We start from the raw sequence: 19,543 nt of genomic DNA on the forward strand, positions 1-19,543 counted from the left end.
TCAGAGCAGCTCGGGCCGGGTGAACCCGGCCTTGCCGATGCCCGCCTCAATGAAGGAGAACACGGTCTCGTACCAGAGCTCGGCGTGCTGTGGGGACAAGATCCAGTGGTTCTCGTCGGGGAAATACAGGAATCTGTGCGGGAAGTCCTCCGGTTTCCCCACCCACCCTGCGGCTAGTTCCCGCCACAGGGCCAGGCCCTCGCCGATCGGCACCCGGTAGTCCTTGTCGCCGTGGATAACCAGCATCGGGGTAACGATGTCGGCCACGGCCCGGTGTGGCGAGTACCGCTCCCGCATCTCGGGCGACATCTCACGTTCCCAATACCAGGCGGCATCGGTGGTGTTGCCGAAGGCATACAGGTTCCACAGGCTGGCGTGGGTGACGATGGCACGGAACCGGTCCGTGTGGCCGGCCACCCAGTTGGCCATGTAGCCGCCGAACGACCCACCCATGGCGACGGTGCGGTCCTGGTCGATGTCGTCGCGGGCGACGACGTGGTCGGTCAGGGCCATCAGGTCGGTAAACGGTTCCGCCCCCCAGCGTCCCCAGCCGCGCTGGATGTGGTCCTGGCCGTATCCCGTGGACAGCGCCGGATCGGGCAGCAGCACCGCCCAGCCCCGACTGACCAACAGCCATGGGCACCAGCGCCAGCTCCACGAGTTCCAGGAACCCAACGGACCGCCGTGGATCCACAACGCCAGCGGCGCGGGATCGTCGCCGGAAGGCAACAGCAGGTAGCCGGGCACGCGCGCCCCATCAGCGGCAGTGGTCTCAACGCGTTCCACCCTGCCGGGCAGCTCCGGGTAGTCGACGGGCACCGGAAGACCGGTGGTTTCCCCGGTAGCGGTATCGATGGCGACGACGCTGCCCGGATCCTGGTAGGACGACCGCACGGCGTACAGTCTCCGGCCATCCCCGGTGAGCCGCACCGAGGTGAAAGCGCCCTCGCCGGTGAGGCGGCGCACCTTCCCGGAGGCCACATCGATGGCGAACACCGGGGAGTCACCGTCCTCGTCGGCCACGGCGTAGAGCGTCCCGGCATCGGGGCTGAAGGCCACCGGCGTGCCCCAGCGATCCCAGTCAGGGGCAAGTTCCCTACTCTCGCCGTCCTCCCCGACCAGCCACAGGCGCTTCACCGGAGCGGTTTCCGGGGTGGAGCGGGTGATGCGTACGCACGCGATCAACTGGCCATCACGGGAGATGACAGGACTCGTGAACTCGTCGGCGTCGTCGGAGGCAACCATCCGGCGTTGCCCCGTCGTCACGTCGATGACCGCCACGGACAGGGCCACCTCCGCGACTCCCCGCGGTGAGGCCCAGCTTGCGGCGAGCCTCTGACCGTCGGCGCTCAGCGACAGCGTCGTCTCCTCCAAGGCACGTCCCACATCCCCGGTCAGCGGTTCGCAGCCGCCGTCGAGATCCAGAACCGCGAGCCTGTCGGCTACAGGCCCCAGATCGTGGTCCCAGTATCGAACCGGGTAGCTGTCGTGAAGGATGGCGGTCACCTTGCGTTCGCGGCGGGCCTTGCGTGTGGCGGCGTCGGTCTCGTCGTCCGCGGCACCGATATGGGCCGGGGTACGGGCGATCACCGTGCTGGAACCGGTCGCGGCGACGACCCCGTTGAACCCTCCGGAGCGACGCGCCACCGGATAGGCTTCACCACCTGCGGCTGGCAGCAACCAGACCACACCGTCGTCCTCCTCCGGTTTCGTCTCGTCGGTGCCGGGCACGGGTCGTTTCGAGCCGAACAGGAAATCCCCGTCCGCGGTGAAGGCGCCGAAGCTCTCGCCCTCCTCCGAACGGGTCAAACGCCGCGCGGGTCGCTGGCCCTCGGGATCGAGTTCCCACCACGACGACCGGTAGCCGGTGTGTTCCCGGTTCTGGTGGGCGACGGAAACCACCACCCGTCCCTGCGGGGAGATCTCCAGCGATCCCAGCCTCGGCAGGTTGGTGTAGGCATCAAGATCACTCCATGCATTGGTCATTTTCTTCTCCGATCTTGCGCAGCCAGGTGGCTGCCAGGTCCACCCAGGAAGCCACATTGACCGGCAGCGATTCCCGGTCGGCGCTGCACAGCTCGTCGGCGATCGACAGGCCGTGCCGGCCCCACTGGAAGTGGTGGTATTCGAACGGTACCCCGGCCTCAGCCAGCGCGGTGACGAAACGCAACGACTGCGAGGGCGGCACCACCTCGTCCTGACCGGTGGTCCACACGAAGGCGGGCGGGGTCTCCCCGGTCACCGCCGAGATGCAGTCCACACGGGCCGCGGTACGCAGGATCTCCTCGTCACCGTCCACCCAGTCGACGCTGAGCGCCCCGTAGCAGATCACGAGCGCGTCGGGTCGCGGACCGTGACGCAACAAGTCACCCCGACCGGTGGCCTCGTACTCGGCGCGTTCGGCTGCCAGCAGATCGTCGCGGTTCCAGTGGGTGCCCAGCAGTGCGGCGACGTGCCCGCCCGCCGAGAACCCCAGGAGGTTCACCTGCCGTGGATCGACACCCAGCTCGCCGGCATGGGCGCGTATCCACCGCACGGCCTGTGCCGCGTCGACGGCGGGGTTGGGATAGGCGGCGTGTTCCCGCAGCGAGTAGCGCAACACGAACACGTTGAATCCGCGACGCAGGAAAGCAACCGCCACCGGATCAGATTCGCGTTGCGACAGCATCATGTAGCCCCCACCCGGGGCGATGATCACAGCGGGCCGGGGATGCTCCAACGGGGTCGGTTGTTCCTTGAGAGAAGGAGCATCGAAGAGGACCGCCTCCAGGGTGGCGGATCTCTCCTGGTTCAGATCAACGGTGACATGACGCATGCGCATCATCGTATGACCCTCAGGGCGCTGACCTTCCAGGAATTCAGCGCCCAGAGCACGCACCTCGTGCAGTGCAATCGTCAGAGGACCGCCGCGAATGTCCCAGACATCTTCTACCCCGCGTCTTCATTCCACGACCTCCGGGAAGTCCTGTGTGTAGCCGAGGAACAAGAACCTGGAGTCAGCCAGCACCGACAACAGTTCCTCCCACGCACCGGTTTTCTGTCGATACAGCAACTTCAAGTCCTCGACCAGCACCGGAGTTGGCTCCGCGGTCCGAATGAATCCCAGCAGTCGAGCCCCGATCCCGAAAAGCTCGTATCCGTGCGTCAGCATCCGCCGGGCGATGGCCACGGTACCGAACGGGCCGATATCGCCGTCAAAATAGCCGTTGGGGATGTTTGCCAGCAGATCCACCGGATCACTGGTCGGCAGACACTGGACGACGTGAGTTTCCTCCAGGATTGCCTCAGAATTCCGTTGGATCCTCACCAGCGCCGACACGACGTCTTCGTCGATGTCCAGTTCCTCCCCAGCGCTGTCGAACCCGACCGCCCGGTCGGGGTCGCTCAGAACGTCGCGGATCAGTTTGAACCTCGCCACGTCATATGCCCGAAGCTGCGCGGGGTCCTCATCCTCAGGGACATCCAGGGTCAGTTCATCGTCCATGTCGTGCTTCTCGACGGCGTGCATGGACGTATAGACGCACTGGTCGAGGGAATCCAGGCTCAGGAAACACTTCCCCGTCCGCCCAGCGGCCACGTTCCGGAAAGCGTCGTACAGCTCGGCGAAGGTCAGCGGATCATCGATGTACGCGACACTGAAGGTGTCGATCTGCTGACGATCTTCTGCGGGTAACAGAACAATTTCCACAGCCTACCTCCTCCACAGGGTCCTCACTGCTCCAATCGAACGATCCGGGGCAGCGTATCAAGCCCACTCTCCCAACCCGTTCGCGTGGTCGCAGCACATGATCTCGCTCGCAAGACCTGCCCCCTCCATGGGGAAGAACGAAGGCCATGTTCCTTTCACCCGGCGGTTTACCTCGTGACCTTGCTGACAGGACTCGTCGTATACAGCTACATGCCCGGCGTTTATGAGCTGAGCAGCAGGGCCACCGGATCGGACTCGCGTTGCGACAGCATCATGTAGCCCCTGCCCGGGGCAATAATCACCGCCGGCCGGTGACATGGCGCACGAACTCATCGTAGGGCCCGGGAAACCCAAGCCTCGAAAACCGTTGACGCTTCCAGTTTCCTTCTTGATCACCGAATCCAGCGCTCTTATGTAGGAAATACTGGGCCCATGCAATCGAGGATGCCACATCTTGACGACCAAGAGGGTCGCAATGATTCCTCACAGAAGAACACAAACACTGCTCCCGCTCTTCGTGTCCATCGAATTGTCCTGCCTCATGCTGATCCCCGAGCTGCATGCCCACAAAACCCTCATCGCCGTGCTACTGCTCCTGTTCCTCGCGCTGGCTCTCGTCGGGTGATGCGCACCAGGGAGGATCACCCGGATCCCGCACCGTGAATCCTGCTCGCAGTCAGCTCCTCCTCCGCGAAACCGTCACCAGCCATGACCCCCTGGGCGACTACCATTCCCGCTCAGAAACAGGACCGGACCACGAGCAGCAAGAGCGGAGGCAGTGATGACAGCAACGGATGCGATGCATCGGACACGTGTGAAGAAAGCAATCCCGTGGCGCTGCGGTCGTCTGCCGCGGATCGCCGTGGCAGCAACCTGCGCATCGCTCCTGGTCGGCTGCTCGGCAGAGCCTGTGGCGAATTCCCTGGCACCACACGCCATCACGGAGGCCTCACACACAGCCACTCCCAACGGGCTACCCGATTCGTCGCCCTCCCCCTCACCCACGCCTGACGCGATGAAATGCCGAGCGAAGGCGGATTCCCTGACCACCGAGCAGCAGGCGGGACAGTTGTTCATGATCGGGGTGAGCACCTCCGGGTTGGACGACAAGACCCGCAAAGCCATCGAGTCGGGAAGCATCGGGGCCGTGGTGCTGCTCGGCAACAGCACCGAGGGCGCCTCCCGGATCAGCGCGATCACCTCCGAGCTGGGAGAGATACAGTCTTCCGGGATGCCGCTGCTGATCGCCGTCGACCAGGAGGGTGGTCACATACAGCGCCTCAAGGGACCGGGATTCAGCGACATCCCGAACGCCGTCGAGCAGGGGTCGCTGGCGGACGGCCAGTTGCGGAGCCGAGCCCAGACGTGGGGCACGGAGTTGGCGGACGCAGGTATCCACTACGATCTCGCGCCGGTCGCCGACGTGGTGCCCAAGGACAAGCAGGACAGCAACGCGCCGATCGGGAAACGCAACCGCAACTTCGGCAATGACGCCACCGCGGTGAGCAGGTCGGTGGTGGAGTTCACCCAGGGAATGCAGGACGCCGGAATCGCGACCTCCCTGAAACACTTTCCCGGGCTGGGTGAGGTGACGGTCAACACTGACCACGGGGTGGCGAAGGACAGCGACATCACGGCCGATGGCGAATCCCTGGAACCGTTCCGCAAAGGTATCGAGGCCGGAGCTGATTCGGTGATGATCTCGTCGGCGATCTTCACCCGGATCGACCCGGACCAGGAGGGGGTTTTCAGCAAGAAGATCGTCACCGACATGCTGCGTGGCGACCTCGGCTTCCAGGGTGTGGCCATCAGCGACGACCTGGGCGCGGCGGTCGCCGTGGGGAATGTCAAACCCGGCGACCGGGCCGTCCGGTTCTTCGCAGCGGGTGGGGATCTGCTCATCAACGCCGATCCGTCGCTGATGGACGAGATGCTGAAGGCCACCATCGCCTGGGCGGCTGAAGACCCAGGCAACGCCGATCGTCTGGCCGAATCCGCCGGTCGGGTGCTGGCGCTGAAGGAGTCGGCGGGGCTACTGACCTGCGAGTGAGTTCAGGTCCCGAGACCCGGTTCCCCACTCGGCGAACCGGGTCTCGTGGTCCGCGGCCAGCCGGGGCAGGTCGGCCCGAGCCCGCGACATCGCACACCGCCCGTCGACCGCAGGGGTCCCCTCCTCGGCCCAGTACCGGGACGCCTCCGCCGTCAGATGATCGGGCAGGCGTCCCGCCGCATTGACCACCCGCCACCACGGCACCCCCGGCCCGGCGGAGGCCATGACTGCCCCCACCCGCCGGGCAGACGTGCCCACCAGCTCCGCGATGTCACCGTAGCTGACCACCCGCCCAGCAGGTATGCACTCCACAGCGCACAACACCCGCTCGATGGTCAGTTCGACGGCTGCATCCGGCATCGAGCAGGTCTTCTCCCGCCTCAGGAATGCCGTGCGAGGCGCTGCTCCAGCACGGCCCGGAGTTCACGCACGATGAGATCGATCTCGTCCTCGGTGATCACCAGCGGGGGCGCAAACCGGAGGGTCTGGCCGTGGGTGTCCTTCACCAGAATGCCGTGATCGAGGAGATCCAGGCTCACGTCCTTGGCGGTGCCTATCGAAGGATCGATGTCGACGCCAGCCCACAGCCCAGCGCCCCGAACCGCGGTCACACCGTGACCGACGATAGTCTCGAGTCCGGCGTGCAGGCGCTCGCCCAGCTCAGTGGAGCGACGCTGGTACTCGCCGGTGGCCAGCACGTCACAGACAGCCGACCCGATGGCGCACGCGAGAGGGTTGCCACCAAAGGTCGATCCGTGCTGGCCCGGCTGCAGCAACCCGAGGATCTCGCGGTCGGCGATCACCGCTGACAGCGGCACGATGCCCGCGCCCAGGGCCTTGCCGACGGTGATGATGTCGGGCTCGATACCCTCGGCCTGGAACCGGAACGTGGTTCCGGTACGGCCCATACCGGTCTGTACCTCGTCGCAGATCAGCAGGACGTTGTTCCTGCGGGTGAGTTCCCGCACTTCGCGGAGGTATCCCGCCGGCGGCACGATGATGCCGGCCTCGCCCTGGATGGGTTCCAGCAGCACGGCGACGGTCTCGGGTGTGATGGCCTGCTGCAGGGAGTCGACGTCACCGAAATCGGCGAGCCGGAACCCGGGGCTGTAGGGGCCGAAGTCGGCGCGCGCGGTCTCGTCGTCGCTGAAGCTGATGATCGTTGTGGTGCGGCCGTGGAAGTTACCGTGCATGGCGATGATCTCGCCGCGTTCCTGCGGTAGTCCCTTGACCTGGTGACCCCACTTGCGGGCCACCTTGATGGCGGTTTCGACCGCCTCGGCGCCGGTGTTCATCGGCAGGACCATGTCCTTGCCCGCGAGGCGCGTCAGTTTCTGGGCGAACGGACCGAGCCAGTCGGAGTGAGCGGCCCGGCTGGTGAGGGTGAGCCGGTCCAGTTGGCGTTTCGCGACATCGATGAAGGTGGGGTTGCCGTGCCCGAAGTTGAGGGCCGAGTAGGCGGCAAGGCAGTCCAGGTAGCGGCGACCGTCCACATCCGTCAGCCATGCGCCGGACGCCTCGGTGACGACGACGGGCAGCGGCGAGTAGTTGTGTGCCGCGTAGGTGTCGACGAGTTCGATGGCGGTGCGCGTGTTCTCGCTCATGGCGTGATGGGTCACGGTATTGCCTTCCAGAATTTATCGCCGGGTATTGGGTGACGTCCCGGCCGGGTTGTTCTGCTCGAAGTGCCTTGGGCGCTGAGCATCGTGCGAATGGTGCAAGGACCAAACGCTACCACGGAAGCTGGCAGGCATCTTCGGGACCGGTGAAGCAGGGACGCTGCTCGGCCTTTGCCCAGGGTCCGCGAGCCCTCCTCACATCCTGTTGTTCGCAGCTGGTTCACTCCCTGGGCCAGTGCCGCCCGCACGTGTGACGAACCAGCCTCCGACCGCTGCAAGCAGGGCCGTCAGGGCGAAGGTACTGGAGAGTTGCATTGCGATCTCGGGCACCGTGAACCCGAGCGCGACCACCGCGACCACCGCGACCAGGGTTGCCCAGGACAGAGCCACCGGGAAACCCGTGGACGAGGGATTGCCGTCGCGGACGGCACGGCGGCGCAGCGCCAGGTGCGAGACGATGATCCCCAACCAGATGACGATCATGGTGGAGCCGACCATGTTCAGCAGGAATTTCAGCACCTCCTCCGCCCAGAAGTAGTTCAGTGCCGCCGCGATAAACCCGAGGAACGAGGTGGACAGCACGGCTGCCACGGGCACGCCGCGAGCATTCGTGCCACGCATCATCGCAGGCCCCATACGTCGCTCGGCGAGCGAGAAGATCATGCGCGACCCGCCGTAGAGATTCGCGTTGAGCGAGGACAGCAGCGCGACGACGATCACGATCCCGATGAGTGCCGCGATGGCGGGCAGTCCCGCCGCGTTCAAGACCGCGACGAAGGGCGCTTCCTTGAGGGCGGGGTCGTTCCAGGGCAGGGCGAGCAGCATGATCGTCACAGCACCCATGTAGAAGATGAGGATGCGCCACAGGATCGTGTTGACGGCCTTCCTGATGCTGCGTTCCGGGTCGGCGGTCTCAGCGGCGGCGACAGCGACTATCTCCACGCCCCCGAAGGCGAAGATCACGACCAGCAGAGCCGATGCGACTCCCTTGAATCCGTGGGGCATGAAGTCGCTTCCCAGCAGGTTCCCCCACCCGGGTGAGGGCGCTGGAGAGAAGCCGAGAAGGAAGGCCATTCCGAGCACCAGGAAAACCGCCACGAAGGCGATCTTGATCAGCGAGAACCAGAATTCGAATTCACCGAAACTTCCCACCTTGAACAGGTTGATTCCCGTGAAGACCACCATGATGATCAGCGCGAATCCCCACTGCGGGAAACCGGGGACGAGCGTATTGAGGTATCGTGCCGCCGCGGTTGCCTCGGTCGCGACCACCAGCCCCATCTCGATCCACCACAACCAGCCGATCGCGAATCCGGCGGCGGATCCGAGGGCCTTGTCCGCGTAGTAGGAAAACGCCCCCGGGTTCGGGTCTTCCGCCACCATCTCGCCGAGCATGCGCATCACGGCCAGGACGATCGCCCCGGAGATCACATAGGACAGCAACACCGCGGGTCCTGCCGTCGCTATGCCCTCACCGGACCCCACGAACAGCCCGGCTCCGATGGCTGATCCGAGGCTCATCATCACGAGGTGACGGGGTTTCATCGCGACCTTCAGGTCGCCTTCCGGAGAGGACACCGGGTTTCCTCCTACATCTTCTGCGTCGCCTTCACGAGTCGTGTGAACAACGCGGCTCACTATGTCACATCCGGGACCTCTGACCTCCGATCTCGCCCGCGACGAGACCCGACCACACCACGGGACCCCGGTTCAGGGCCGCCTCCACGCGATATCCTCCGTTCGACCGTCACAACTGGAGGAGCTTTGCAGGACTGGGTGAACAATGGTCTACTCGCCGCGATCATCGGAGCCGTGGCATTCGCGGCGCTGTTCCTGCCAGGCCTGGTCTGGCAGTACCGCCGCTTCGGTCGGCTGAGTTTCGCCCGTCTGCTCGGGCTCGCAGCGGTGTGTCTCTACGCCACCGCACTGCTCACCTACACCCTCCTGCCGCTGCCGGAGCGTTCCGTCGAGTGGTGTCGGCTCCACGCCCAGGGAATGAACCTGCAGCCGTTCGCCTTCATCGACGACATCCGCAAGGCCGCGCCGGGACGTTCACTGCGAGGTCTGTTGACCAGCTTCACGGTGCTGCAGGTGGCCTTCAACGTGGTGCTGTTCGTACCGTTCGGGGTGATCCTGCGCCGCTATTTCAACCGCTCCGTTCTCGTCACAACCCTTCTGGGGGCGGGCACCAGCCTCCTCATCGAACTGACCCAGCTCACCGGCTTGTGGTTCATCTATCCCTGCGCTTTCCGGACCGCTGATGTGGACGACCTCATGACCAACACCCTCGGCACCATCCTGGGAGCGGTCCTGGCTCCGGTGCTGCTGTGGTGGATGCCGCGCGCCCACCAGCTGGCGCAGGACAGGCTGACTCCGCGCCCGGTGACGATGTGGCGACGCTGGATGGGCATGCTCATCGACGCCGTCCTCGTGGCCCTGGTGGCCGGGACCACCACGGTGGTCCTCCGCGCGGTGATGATGCTGTTGCTGAGGGATGCTTCCGAGGAGTGGATCCCGTTGATCAGTCCTGTGGCCTTTGCGGTGGCGACCATCGCGGTGTTCGTCTGGCCTGCCTGGAATCATCTCGCCGCATCCGTCGGGCAGACCGTGGTGTGGCTCACCCCGAAGTGGCGCAACGCGGACGGCACCCTGCACGATGGTTCCCGTTTCCGTCGGGTTATCAGGTCGCTGGTGGTGCCCGCATCATTGCTGATCCCGATGTGTCTGGCCCTCTTCTTCACTTCCTCGCCTTTCATCTGGTTGCTGCCCCTGGTGGTGCCGCTGTCCCTGGTCATGGTTCCGTTCACCCGCACCCATCGCAGCCTGTCCTGTTGGTTGACCGGCGCACAGATGGTCGACATCCGGGCGGAAGAAACCGACAAGGCCCTCCCCGTCCACTGAACTCCCCGGTCGGGGCATTTCTCCCGGTTGCGCGGTATTCAACGCCCGCAGCAGCCCATCCGTCGAACCGAAGAGGAGCCAGCATGAAAGCGGCCACCCACTCCCCCAAAGCCGCGACGAGACCCGCCTCCAGATGGCGACTTCGCGGGGCCACAGCCCTGATGGGTGCGGTCCTGTTGACCACGTCCTGCTGGGGAACGGGATCCGAGACGCCATCGTCGGCCCCCACGGTCCCGTCATCACCCGAGTCCTCTCCGCCGCTGACTCCCCCAGCCCAGATCACGACCACCTGGGAGGTCACGGTTGCAGGGTCCGGCCCTCTTCTCGAGGCTCACGAGGGCCTGGTGGTAGCTCCGGACCTGGCCGCGGGCGGCAGCAAACTGAGAATGCTCAACTGGGCCGATGGCTCCGAGGTGTGGTCGGTCGATGTCTCCAGCGACCTCGCCGGTTTCGACATCCTCAGGAAAGTACCCGACACGCCGCCCGGGCAGGTGGCGATGTGGGCCGAATCTTCCCAGCAGCAAAGAACCCTTTTCGTCTACAGCACCACCGATGGCAGCCTCATCGGTCGACTCGATGAAGAGCCCGAGCGCTACCTGGCCATGGCCGCATCGGGCGCGATCTACGAGATGGACTCGTCCAATGAGGGCACCGTCCGAATCAGCCGCGCATCTTCCGTCAAGGAGGCACACACCAAGCAGTGGTCCTTCGACCTGCCTGAGGAGGACCGGGAATGGTTCTGGGTGAGGGAACACGACGGCGTGACCGATTTCTGCGTCGACGGACAGGCCGGCCCCGTCCACGAGTACGCCTGCTATCTGAGCGTTCACACCGACGACGGCAGCCCGGTGGTGAAGGACGGGGTGCGGTACCGCTCGGCCTGGGTGGGCAACGTCCTGGCAGGACGGAAGAACGACGGGCCGTTGAAGGGTTTCGACCAGCAGGGCAAGGAGCTGTGGACGGTCGAGGTCGAGGACGGTTATCCATTGGGTTGGGGAGACGACCTCATATACGTCACGGAGGGGATGGAGCGAAGCTTTGTGGGCCTGGACCCGGCGACGGGGAAAGAGCTCTGGCGCAGGGATTGGGACGGAGGTCCCTGGCTCGCTCCGGTCTTCGACAGAACCCCCTCCCCTCAGGACGGTCCCCTAAGCGTCGTCGTTCCGTCCCCTTCCGTACGGACGGGGGTTCTGGACCCCAAGACCGGGAAGCTCGATTTCGTGGACTATCAGATCGCCGAAGCGCGCGAGGTCATTCCAACCCTCGGGGGCGCCCTGTTGATCTCGACGGGTACTAGCGACGTCTCTTCCTGGTTTGCCGTGGATCCCGGAAAACCGGGCACCCTGTGGGATGACGTCCTGAAGAAATACGACACCTACGACACGCTCAACGGTCATCTGGTGGCCTCCAAGGGAGATCGAATCGCCCTGCTTGCGTGACGACCTCAGCCGGTTGTGTCTTTGCGCCAGCTCCGAGGCCTGCTCGCGGGCAAAGCGGAACGCGCCGCCGTATCGGCCAGCGGGTCCTCCATCAGGAAATCCACGATGTTCACGTGCTCGATGCCGTTGCGGCTGCGGGAGACGGGGTCCATGCTGACCACGGTCTTGGGGTGGTTGTCCGGGATTGATTCCAGGACCCCGAATTCGCGTTCTACTGTCGCCTCGTCGGCGAGAAGGTAGCTGACCTGGATGTAGCGTGTCGCCGTGCCACGCTGGGCGATGAAATCGACCTCCCTGGAGCCGCGCCATCCCACATGAACCGTGCAGCCTCGTGAGCGAAGTTCCTGGTACACGATGTTTTCCAGCGTCAGTTCGATGTCCGCACGATTGTCGAATCCGAGAGCGGTCCGAAGCCCCTGATCCACCACGTAGTACTTCTCGTCCGCTCGAAGCGTCTGTTTCCCGACGACATCGAATCGCGGCACCTTGTCCACCAGGTATGCCTCGGCACAGTGCTGCAGGTAGTTGAGGACGGTATCGACGCTGACCGCACGCCCTTCGCTTTTGAGATACCTGCTCACTGACTGCGCCGAGAAGGTGCGCCCCACGTTGCCCACGCAGTAGCGCAGGATGCGGCGGAACATGTCGACGTCGCGGATCGCGAAATGCTCCAGCACGTCCCTGACCACCACGGTGTCGAGCAGGCTGTCGAGGTATTGCACCGAGGCCTGGGAATCGAGGTCGAAGTATTTCAGGAGTGGGAATCCGCCCAGGACGAGGTAGTGCTCGAAGAGTTCCCGGGTTTCGGCGCTGGAGACGCCGTGTGGGCGGTGCAGCTCGACGAACTCCCTGAAGGACAGGGGACGGATCGGGAACTCGACGAACCGGCCCGCGAGGTGGGAACTCAGTTCGCTCGCGAGCATCGTCGAGTTGGATCCGGTGAGGTAAAGGTCGCAGTTCCAGTCGACCCGCAGCGCATTGACCACGTCTTCCCATCCCGGAACCTGCTGCACCTCGTCCAGGAACACGTAGGCGCGGGCCCGCTTGTCGGGCAGGCACGCAGCCAGATGCTCCATGAGCGCCTGCGCGGTGCGAATGCTCAGTCCCTCGCTGGATTCGAGATTGAGCCGGACCATCGAGGCCCCGGGGTTCTTCGCAACCACCTCGTCGGCCAGCATGTCCAGCAGCGTCGACTTTCCGCAGCGCCGCACCCCGGTCAGGATCTTCATGACCGGAACATCCACGAAAGGCCGGATCCGTTCCAGGTAGCGGGGACGATCAACGATCCGTTCCACAGCAACCACCGTCCTCTCGTTGTCGATCATAGTCGACAAAACACACCTCCAGTCCTGGTTTGTCGATCATGATCGACAACTTGCCTGGACGGATCAGTTCCGGGGAGCTGTCCGGAGATGCGACAAAGAAGACAACCGAAGCAGTAGCCAGGACATGGATGGCCAGCCGTATCGCCAGTGGGGAAGCTCCTCTGGCGTGGTATCCGGGTCGGGCGGGATACTGGTACCGGTTCTACACGGGTGCTCGGTGGAGGGCGGAGCTCATGGCGATGGCGAAGCAGGCCGAGTTGGTGGACGCGCTGGCAGCCGTCGCGGTCAGCGCACTGAGCGAACCCCTCGGAGCGATTGGGGTGAGCGCCGCCGGCGAGCTGGTGAAGCTCCTCCGGAACGCCCGGGGTCGAACGTCTGAGGAACGGGAGCTGCGGAAACAGGTCCGGGAAGCGATCAGCGCTTGGGCCGAGGGCGAACGCCTCGACCCCGACGTCGTGGACCGCGGGCTGGGGTGGGCGATCGAGTACGTTCAGGCAGCCGGATGCCAGCACGAATTGATCGCCGACGCGGATTTCGACCCCAGGCGAGCAGCCGAGGCCGTGCTCACGCAGGCCAAGGCGAGGGATAAGCATTGGGGAACGGACCCCGAGTACGGCGTCGCAGAGCGTGCCGTGCACATCACCTATAACGCACTGTGCCCGAAGCTCAAGGCCGAGGGCGGTGTGGTTCTCGCGGCGATCCAGGCGTCTCGGAACGAGATACGCGGCAGCATCGACCAGTTGCGCGAGGACCTGCTGGGAGTAGCGAACAGACATGAACTGAGCGAATACTTGAAAAACCAGATTCGGGACTGGGATTACTCGCCGTGGACTCAAGGCCGGGAGTGGACCCAGGATCGGCGACCGTCGCAGCTGGAGCGGACGCTGGAGATCGAGGACGAGCACAAAACCATGTCCCCGGCAAAGGCCTTGGAAGGGGTCTGGCTGTTGACGGTGCTGGGCGGCCCGGGCTCAGGTAAAACGTGGCTCGCTCGGCGCATCGCGCGTGAGGCCGCCGAGACGGCGCTGGAGCAGCTCCGGGACCCACGGGTGGATCCCGCGTCGGTCGAGCTTCCCTTGTTCACCACGGTGGCCGAGTGGATCAAACGGCACGAAACCGGCTTCGAGGGGCTGGTCGAGGCGGCGCTTCCACATGAATCGCGGGAGAAGATTCGCCGGCTGGTCCTAAGCCCGGGGGCGCGGGTGTTGGCGGTGGCGGACTCCCTGGACGAAGGCGTCTCGGTTAACAGCGCCAGGACGTTGCTCAACTCCTTGACAAGTACGCCGGGTCGGCGGTTGGTGGTGACGTCGCGGCCCGAGGCGTGGCACAGCGCGGCCGCAGGCCTGCGTGCAACGCAAGACACCCGGGTCGGTACCCTCACCGAGCTGCGCTATCCCAAGGATGTCCACGGCTACATCAAGGCCTGGTTTACAAAGAACCCGCCAACGGCCCAGCATCTGATCCGGCAACTCGAAGAACGACATGAACTCCGCACCACCGCGACCAGCCCGCTGCTGCTGACTTTCTACTGCATGCTGACCGAGCAGGAACCGAATCAGGAGTTGCCGAGACGCCGCCGGGAACTCTACCGAACCATCATCGACCTGCTGCTGGCCGGAGGCTGGGCGACGGCGGCGGAGCACGTCAACACGGACGCATGCCGCGCAATCCTGCAGCAGTGGGCCTGGGAGGCCGTCAAGGACGCGGTCACTCCCGCGGGGCTGGGTGTTTGGCCCGAGACGATCACGACGAACCGCACCACGCCCAACGTGTCGACAGCTGTGGAGCGTGCCCTTGACAATGTCGCACCCAAACAGGAGCACTCCCGCTCCAGCTTCTACGACCACGAATGGGTCAAGCGCCGGTTCCTGCACCGCACCCTGTGGGAGTACCTAGTGTCCGAACACATAGCCACTTTCTCAGCCACCAAGGCGGCAAAAGCGCTGCTGCCCCACATCTGGTTCGACCCGGAGTGGCGAGTCACCCTACCCATGACCGTCGCCGCCCATAGAAGGCGCAGCAAGCTGGTTGATCTACTCTGGGCCTACCACTCGGATAGCCCAACCCCAGCCCAGAAAGTAGTCAACGGTCGTCTCAAAGAACTCGTGCTGGAAGTGGCCGCCCAGACCGATCCGGAAGACTGGAACAAGGCAAACCGAGCCCGGGTTCGAACCCTGAGAAACAGGTTCGCGTCCTACCACCTCGACCTGATCACCAGTTCCGCTCACTGGGGTAACCCCAACCGCACGGAGGCGATCATCGCAGCACTACCCAACACTAACCCGAACAGGATTCCCTGCCGAGTCCACATGCTCTTGGAACTGGAACCAACCGAAACAGAACAAACACAAGCCCGCCACACCATCACCACAGCACTAACAATCGAAACCAACCCAAGGGAACTCAACTACCTAATCGAAGCATTCTTGAAACTGAACCCAACCGAAACAGAACGAACACAAGCCCGCCACACCATCACCACAAAAATCCCCAACACCAGCCCATGGGGGATCAACGACCTAATCGACGCACTGCTGAAACTAGACCCAACCGATACAGAACGAACACAAGCCCGCCACACCATCACCACAGCACTAACAATCGAAACCAACCCGGAGAAGGTCAAGTATCTAATCAACGCACTGCTGAAACTGAACCCAACCGATACAGAACGAACACAAGCCCGCCACGCCATCACCACAGCACTAGCACTCGAAACCAACCCGTGGGGGGTCAACAATCTAATCAACGCACTGCTGAAACTAGACCCAACCAATACAGAACGAACACAAGCCCGCCACGCCATCACCACAGCACTAGCACTCGAAACCAACCCGTGGGGGGTCAACAATCTAATCAACACGCTGCTGAAACTGAACCCAACCAAAACAGAACGAAAACAAGCCCTCCACACCATCACCACAAAAATCCCCAACACCAACCCATGGGGGATCAACTACCTAATCGACGCACTGCTGAAACTGAACCCAACCGAAACAGAACGAACACAAGCCCGCCACACCATCACCACAAAAATCCCCAACACCAACCCATGGGGGATCAACTACCTAATCGACGCACTGCTGAAACTGAACACAACCAACACAGAACGAACACAAGCCCTCCACACCATCACCACAGCACTAGCACTCGAAACCACCCCAAGGGAACTCAACTACCTAATCGAAGCATTCTTGAAACTGAACCCAACCAAAACAGAACGAACACAAGCCCTCCACACCATCACCACAGCACTAGCACTCGAAACCAACCCGTGGGGGGTCAACAATCTAATCAACGCACTGCTGAAACTAGACCCAACCAATACAGAACGAACACAAGCCCGCCACGCCATCACCACAGCACTAGCACTCGAAACCACCCCGTGGGGGGTCAACAATCTAATCAACGCACTGCTGAAACTAGACCCAACCAAAACAGAACGAAAACAAGCCCTCCACACCATCACCACAGCACTCCAACTCCCCAAAACCACCCCAAGGGGGGTCAACAATCTAATCAACACGCTGCTGAAACTAGACCCAACCAAAACAGAACGAACACAAGCCCTCCACACCATCACCACAGCACTCCAACTCCCCAAAACCACGCCAAGGGGGGTCAACAATCTAATCAACACGCTGCTGAAACTGAACCCAACCAACACAGAACGAACACAAGCCCTCCACACCATCACCACAAAAATCCCCAACACCAGCCCATGGGAGATCAACGACCTAATCGACGCACTGCTGAAACTGAACCCAACCAACACAGAACGAACACAAGCCCTCCACACCATCACCACAAAAATCCCCAACACCAGCCCATGGGGGATCAACGACCTAATCGACGCACTGCTGAAACTGAACCCAACCAACACAGAACGAACACAAGCCCTCCACACCATCACCACAGCACTAACAATCGAAACCAACCCGGAGAAGGTCAAGTATCTAATCGACACGCTGTTGAAACTAGACCCAACCGACACAGAACGAACACAAGCCCTCCACACCATCACCACAACACTCCCCCACGCTGACTCAAGGGTCCTTTACCACTTAGTGGGTCTTCTGCGTCAGCTCTGCCCGGTGCACAATTGGCTTGCGGCGCTCGGCATTGAAGGCACATGATCGCGACGTACCCACGAGCGCCGACTATCACTGATAACATCCGCCATTGATCGGGCAGGCTGAATCCTTACAACGCACACCGCCCCTAGCCTCGTCGCGTCGCGGACCCACGGCATGTAAGCGCCGTCCGTACAGGCACTCACATACACACAACGATTTCAGCGGATTGCCCTGGAGGACCGGTGACGCCGACCATCGAAGCAGGCGAACACACCGATGACACGTCGCTTCACGACTCCCTACAACCCCATACGCTCCAACTCGCCTGAATCGGCATTCACCTCGGTCTGAATTAGTCGCAAACACCACCCGAGAGCCGTATTTCGCTATGGCCCGAAATGCCGAAGGATCTCATGGAACCCACGCGACACTGTCACATGCGACCCGGTCCGAGATTCTCACCTACCTCAAGGACAAGGGCTACGCCTGCGCCGGCCAGATCGCCGAGGACTTGGGCATCGCCAACTCCATGCTCTCCGGTCGCCTCACGATCACAAAACCGCGTGACTGCTCGTCTCGCGCCAACCTGGCCACCATCGAGGACCTCATCGTGTCCCTACAAACGCAGTAGATGGTCAGGAATCGGTTGGCCAGGCTCCGTTTTCCAGACGTTCATCTCAGGGAAGTGGTGTGTGAGGGCCACCCACCTTCATCCTCGAGAACCACGTGAACATCATCGCTACCGGGGCGACGTCCCAGCACCACAGTGGAGACGAGGAATCGCTGGTCGTAAAAACCGACTATCCACGACCAGCGATCGTTGACGGGATCACTCCCCCGCCAGCAGAGCCTCCTCAGCCTCCTTCGTCCAGCGGCCATTCTTCAGCTTCGCCGCGACGTGCGGGAGCCTGGTCTCCAGCTCGGCCAGGCGGATCAGGCCGAGGTCGTGCAGCGACGGGAAGACCATGATCTTTCCTCCCGAGGTGCGGTTGATGACTGAACCGATGGCGTCGGCGAAGCCCGCCATGCCGGTGATGGCGTCGAGGGAGATGGTGGTGTCGATCACACCGTCCTCGATCTTTCGCAGCACCGTGCGCATGTCCGAGACGTCCGAACCGGAGGTGCCCAGCATGAACACGCGGCGCTCGATGATGCCCTGGAGGTCGAAGTCACCGAAGGTGCCCGCGGGGATGCCCGCGAAGGCGTTGACGATCGCACCCTCACCGGCTAGATCGACGGCCTGCGAGACCAGCGCCGGCACCGGCACCATGCAGGACAGGTGGGTGTAGCCGGGTTTCAGTGGGGCGGCGCTGGTGTTGACGATCTTCAGCGGCACCTCCCTGGCCTCGGCCACTGGCCCCACGACCCCGCGCAGATGCTCCAGGCGTTCGTCGCTCACGTCGGTGCCCGTGACGGTGACGCCCGGCACCCCGGAGGTGACGGCCCGCATGGTGTGCATCTGCCCCATCGGACCGGCGGCCCCAATGATCGCCACCTTGTCGCCGGTGCGCAGCTCACCCGTCGCGGGAATCCAGGCGTAGCCGTCGGCGGGATCGTCGCCGGTGGTGCCGCAGAACCGGATGAAGTCGTAGTGCACGCGACCGATGTCCAGGCTCACCGTGCGGTCGATCCGTCCGCCGCCCAGCACGACGCACAGCACGCCGCGCGTGCCGAGCAGCTTCGCGCAGGCCTCGATCACCTCGGCATCGGAGCAGAAACAGACGATGTCGTCGAAGGTCTCCCCGCCCAGCCCCGCGACCTCCTCCGGATCGGCCAGCACCGTCTCCGCTGGTTGGTGCTGCGAGGTGAGGGCGCCGAGGTCACCGTCGCCGACCACCAGCAGCCGACCACCGTCGGCGACGTGATTGCGCTCCGCCCAGGCGTAAGAACCCTCCACGGTGGCCCACGGCTCGATCAGCCCGACGGCGGCCGCCGACGGCCCGTCAGTGACGTGGATCAGGAACTCCTCACCCGACGGCGAGACCACGCAGCGTTCGTCGATGACGACGTACTCCTGCAACGCACCCTCGAAGTTGTAGCCGAAGGCACCATTCGATTTCGGCGTGCGCAGGTGCTTCCAGTCGGCCTGCACCAGCACCCGGTCCCCCACCGTGAAGTGCGTCACCCGTTCCCCGACAGCGATGATGCGACCCACCGGTTCATGACCGGGCACCGTCGCCTGCCCGCCCGGACGGTAACCCGGGATCTCGGCGAGGGCCTCGGGAGCGATCCCCGAAATCACCTCCGCCTTGCGCGGATGGGAATCGAAGGCGTGCAGCAGTTTGGTGTCGCTGAAACAGATGCCGCACGCCTCCACCTTGAGCAGCATCTGGTGGGGCCCCACCTCGTCGACCGGTTTGGCGGGGTTGAGCACGAACTCGTCGACCCCGACGATCTGAATGGCGTGCTGGGTGGCGGGAATGTCACTCATGTTTCTTCCTTCGG

General features: G+C 63.5%; 14 protein-coding genes. 6 read left to right on the forward strand and 8 right to left on the reverse strand.

Translation table 11 applies throughout. From position 1 onward, the window contains the following. The 3 genes from V7R84_RS06400 to V7R84_RS06410 form a co-directional block, all read right to left on the reverse strand. Complete coding sequence (locus tag V7R84_RS06400; RefSeq protein WP_338573245.1) at nucleotides 1–1,986, reverse strand: alpha/beta fold hydrolase; 1,986 nt, start codon at nucleotides 1,984–1,986, stop codon at nucleotides 1–3. Next, nucleotides 1,967–2,815 carry an alpha/beta hydrolase gene (locus V7R84_RS06405; protein WP_338573248.1) on the reverse strand — a complete coding sequence of 283 codons (849 nt, stop codon included), beginning with the start codon at nucleotides 2,813–2,815 and terminating at the stop codon, nucleotides 1,967–1,969. The genes V7R84_RS06400 and V7R84_RS06405 overlap by 20 nt, the downstream gene beginning before the upstream one ends. A gap of 126 nt (nucleotides 2,816–2,941) precedes the next feature. Beyond that, entirely contained in the window at nucleotides 2,942–3,688 is a 747-nt protein-coding gene (locus V7R84_RS06410; RefSeq protein WP_338573251.1) for a hypothetical protein, read from the reverse strand. A 454-nt stretch (nucleotides 3,689–4,142) separates the two neighbouring features. Here V7R84_RS06410 and V7R84_RS06415 point away from each other — a divergent pair, with 454 nt between their 5' ends. After that, the gene (locus V7R84_RS06415; RefSeq protein WP_338573252.1) at nucleotides 4,143–4,313 is read left to right on the forward strand and encodes a hypothetical protein; all 171 of its coding nucleotides are present in this window, start codon (nucleotides 4,143–4,145) and stop codon (nucleotides 4,311–4,313) included. Nucleotides 4,314–4,469: 156 nt separating this feature from the next. Beyond that, on the forward strand, nucleotides 4,470–5,738 hold the full coding sequence (locus tag V7R84_RS06420) for a glycoside hydrolase family 3 N-terminal domain-containing protein (protein WP_338573253.1): 1,269 nt from the start codon (nucleotides 4,470–4,472) through the stop codon (nucleotides 5,736–5,738). Here V7R84_RS06420 and V7R84_RS06425 read toward each other — a convergent pair. The 3 genes from V7R84_RS06425 to V7R84_RS06435 form a co-directional block, all read right to left on the reverse strand. Next, nucleotides 5,721–6,098 (reverse strand): MGMT family protein, encoded by a 378-nt coding sequence (locus tag V7R84_RS06425; protein ID WP_338573255.1) that lies wholly within the window; start codon nucleotides 6,096–6,098, stop codon nucleotides 5,721–5,723. The genes V7R84_RS06420 and V7R84_RS06425 overlap by 18 nt on opposite strands. A gap of 20 nt (nucleotides 6,099–6,118) precedes the next feature. Beyond that, complete coding sequence (rocD, locus tag V7R84_RS06430) at nucleotides 6,119–7,342, reverse strand: ornithine--oxo-acid transaminase (protein ID WP_338573257.1); 1,224 nt, start codon at nucleotides 7,340–7,342, stop codon at nucleotides 6,119–6,121. Nucleotides 7,343–7,552: 210 nt separating this feature from the next. Next, nucleotides 7,553–8,902, reverse strand: coding sequence for an amino acid permease (locus tag V7R84_RS06435; RefSeq protein ID WP_412728112.1), 1,350 nt, complete (start codon nucleotides 8,900–8,902; stop codon nucleotides 7,553–7,555). Between the two features lie 219 nt (nucleotides 8,903–9,121). Here V7R84_RS06435 and V7R84_RS06440 point away from each other — a divergent pair, with 219 nt between their 5' ends. Further along, on the forward strand, nucleotides 9,122–10,258 hold the full coding sequence (locus V7R84_RS06440) for a VanZ family protein (protein ID WP_338573262.1): 1,137 nt from the start codon (nucleotides 9,122–9,124) through the stop codon (nucleotides 10,256–10,258). An 83-nt stretch (nucleotides 10,259–10,341) separates the two neighbouring features. Then, a complete protein-coding gene (locus V7R84_RS06445) occupies nucleotides 10,342–11,697 on the forward strand; it encodes a PQQ-binding-like beta-propeller repeat protein (protein ID WP_338573263.1) in 1,356 nt (451 codons plus the stop codon). Nucleotides 11,698–11,702: 5 nt separating this feature from the next. On the opposite strand, the gene V7R84_RS06450 is transcribed toward V7R84_RS06445, so the two are convergent. Continuing rightward, nucleotides 11,703–13,022: an ATP-binding protein gene (locus tag V7R84_RS06450; protein WP_338573266.1), complete on the reverse strand. Its 1,320-nt coding sequence runs from the start codon at nucleotides 13,020–13,022 to the stop codon at nucleotides 11,703–11,705. 38 nt (nucleotides 13,023–13,060) lie between these two features. Here V7R84_RS06450 and V7R84_RS06455 point away from each other — a divergent pair, with 38 nt between their 5' ends. Both V7R84_RS06455 and V7R84_RS06460 read left to right on the forward strand, forming a co-directional pair. After that, nucleotides 13,061–17,158 carry an NACHT domain-containing protein gene (locus V7R84_RS06455; protein ID WP_338573269.1) on the forward strand — a complete coding sequence of 1,366 codons (4,098 nt, stop codon included), beginning with the start codon at nucleotides 13,061–13,063 and terminating at the stop codon, nucleotides 17,156–17,158. A gap of 328 nt (nucleotides 17,159–17,486) precedes the next feature. Beyond that, complete coding sequence (locus tag V7R84_RS06460) at nucleotides 17,487–17,729, forward strand: ArsR family transcriptional regulator (protein ID WP_338573270.1); 243 nt, start codon at nucleotides 17,487–17,489, stop codon at nucleotides 17,727–17,729. 198 nt (nucleotides 17,730–17,927) lie between these two features. Here V7R84_RS06460 and V7R84_RS06465 read toward each other — a convergent pair whose 3' ends face one another. Next, nucleotides 17,928–19,529: an alcohol dehydrogenase catalytic domain-containing protein gene (locus tag V7R84_RS06465; protein WP_338573271.1), complete on the reverse strand. Its 1,602-nt coding sequence runs from the start codon at nucleotides 19,527–19,529 to the stop codon at nucleotides 17,928–17,930. Nucleotides 19,530–19,543: the final 14 nt, after the last annotated feature.

It is taken from the genome of Arachnia propionica, from assembly GCF_037055325.1.
GTDB lineage: Bacteria > Actinomycetota > Actinomycetes > Propionibacteriales > Propionibacteriaceae > Arachnia.

Coding starts and splice junctions, on each gene's coding strand:
- V7R84_RS06445 (WP_338573263.1), top strand. CDS start 10,342: ATGAAAGCGGCCACCCACTCCCCCAAAGCCGCGACGAGACCCGCCTCC.
- V7R84_RS06465 (WP_338573271.1), bottom strand. CDS start 19,529: ATGAGTGACATTCCCGCCACCCAGCACGCCATTCAGATCGTCGGGGTC.
- V7R84_RS06460 (WP_338573270.1), top strand. CDS start 17,487: ATGGCCCGAAATGCCGAAGGATCTCATGGAACCCACGCGACACTGTCA.
- V7R84_RS06450 (WP_338573266.1), bottom strand. CDS start 13,022: ATGATCGACAACGAGAGGACGGTGGTTGCTGTGGAACGGATCGTTGAT.
- V7R84_RS06435 (WP_412728112.1), bottom strand. CDS start 8,902: ATGAAACCCCGTCACCTCGTGATGATGAGCCTCGGATCAGCCATCGGA.
- V7R84_RS06405 (WP_338573248.1), bottom strand. CDS start 2,815: ATGCGTCATGTCACCGTTGATCTGAACCAGGAGAGATCCGCCACCCTG.
- V7R84_RS06455 (WP_338573269.1), top strand. CDS start 13,061: ATGATCGACAACTTGCCTGGACGGATCAGTTCCGGGGAGCTGTCCGGA.
- V7R84_RS06425 (WP_338573255.1), bottom strand. CDS start 6,098: ATGCCGGATGCAGCCGTCGAACTGACCATCGAGCGGGTGTTGTGCGCT.
- V7R84_RS06400 (WP_338573245.1), bottom strand. CDS start 1,986: ATGACCAATGCATGGAGTGATCTTGATGCCTACACCAACCTGCCGAGG.
- rocD (WP_338573257.1), bottom strand. CDS start 7,342: ATGAGCGAGAACACGCGCACCGCCATCGAACTCGTCGACACCTACGCG.
- V7R84_RS06420 (WP_338573253.1), top strand. CDS start 4,470: ATGACAGCAACGGATGCGATGCATCGGACACGTGTGAAGAAAGCAATC.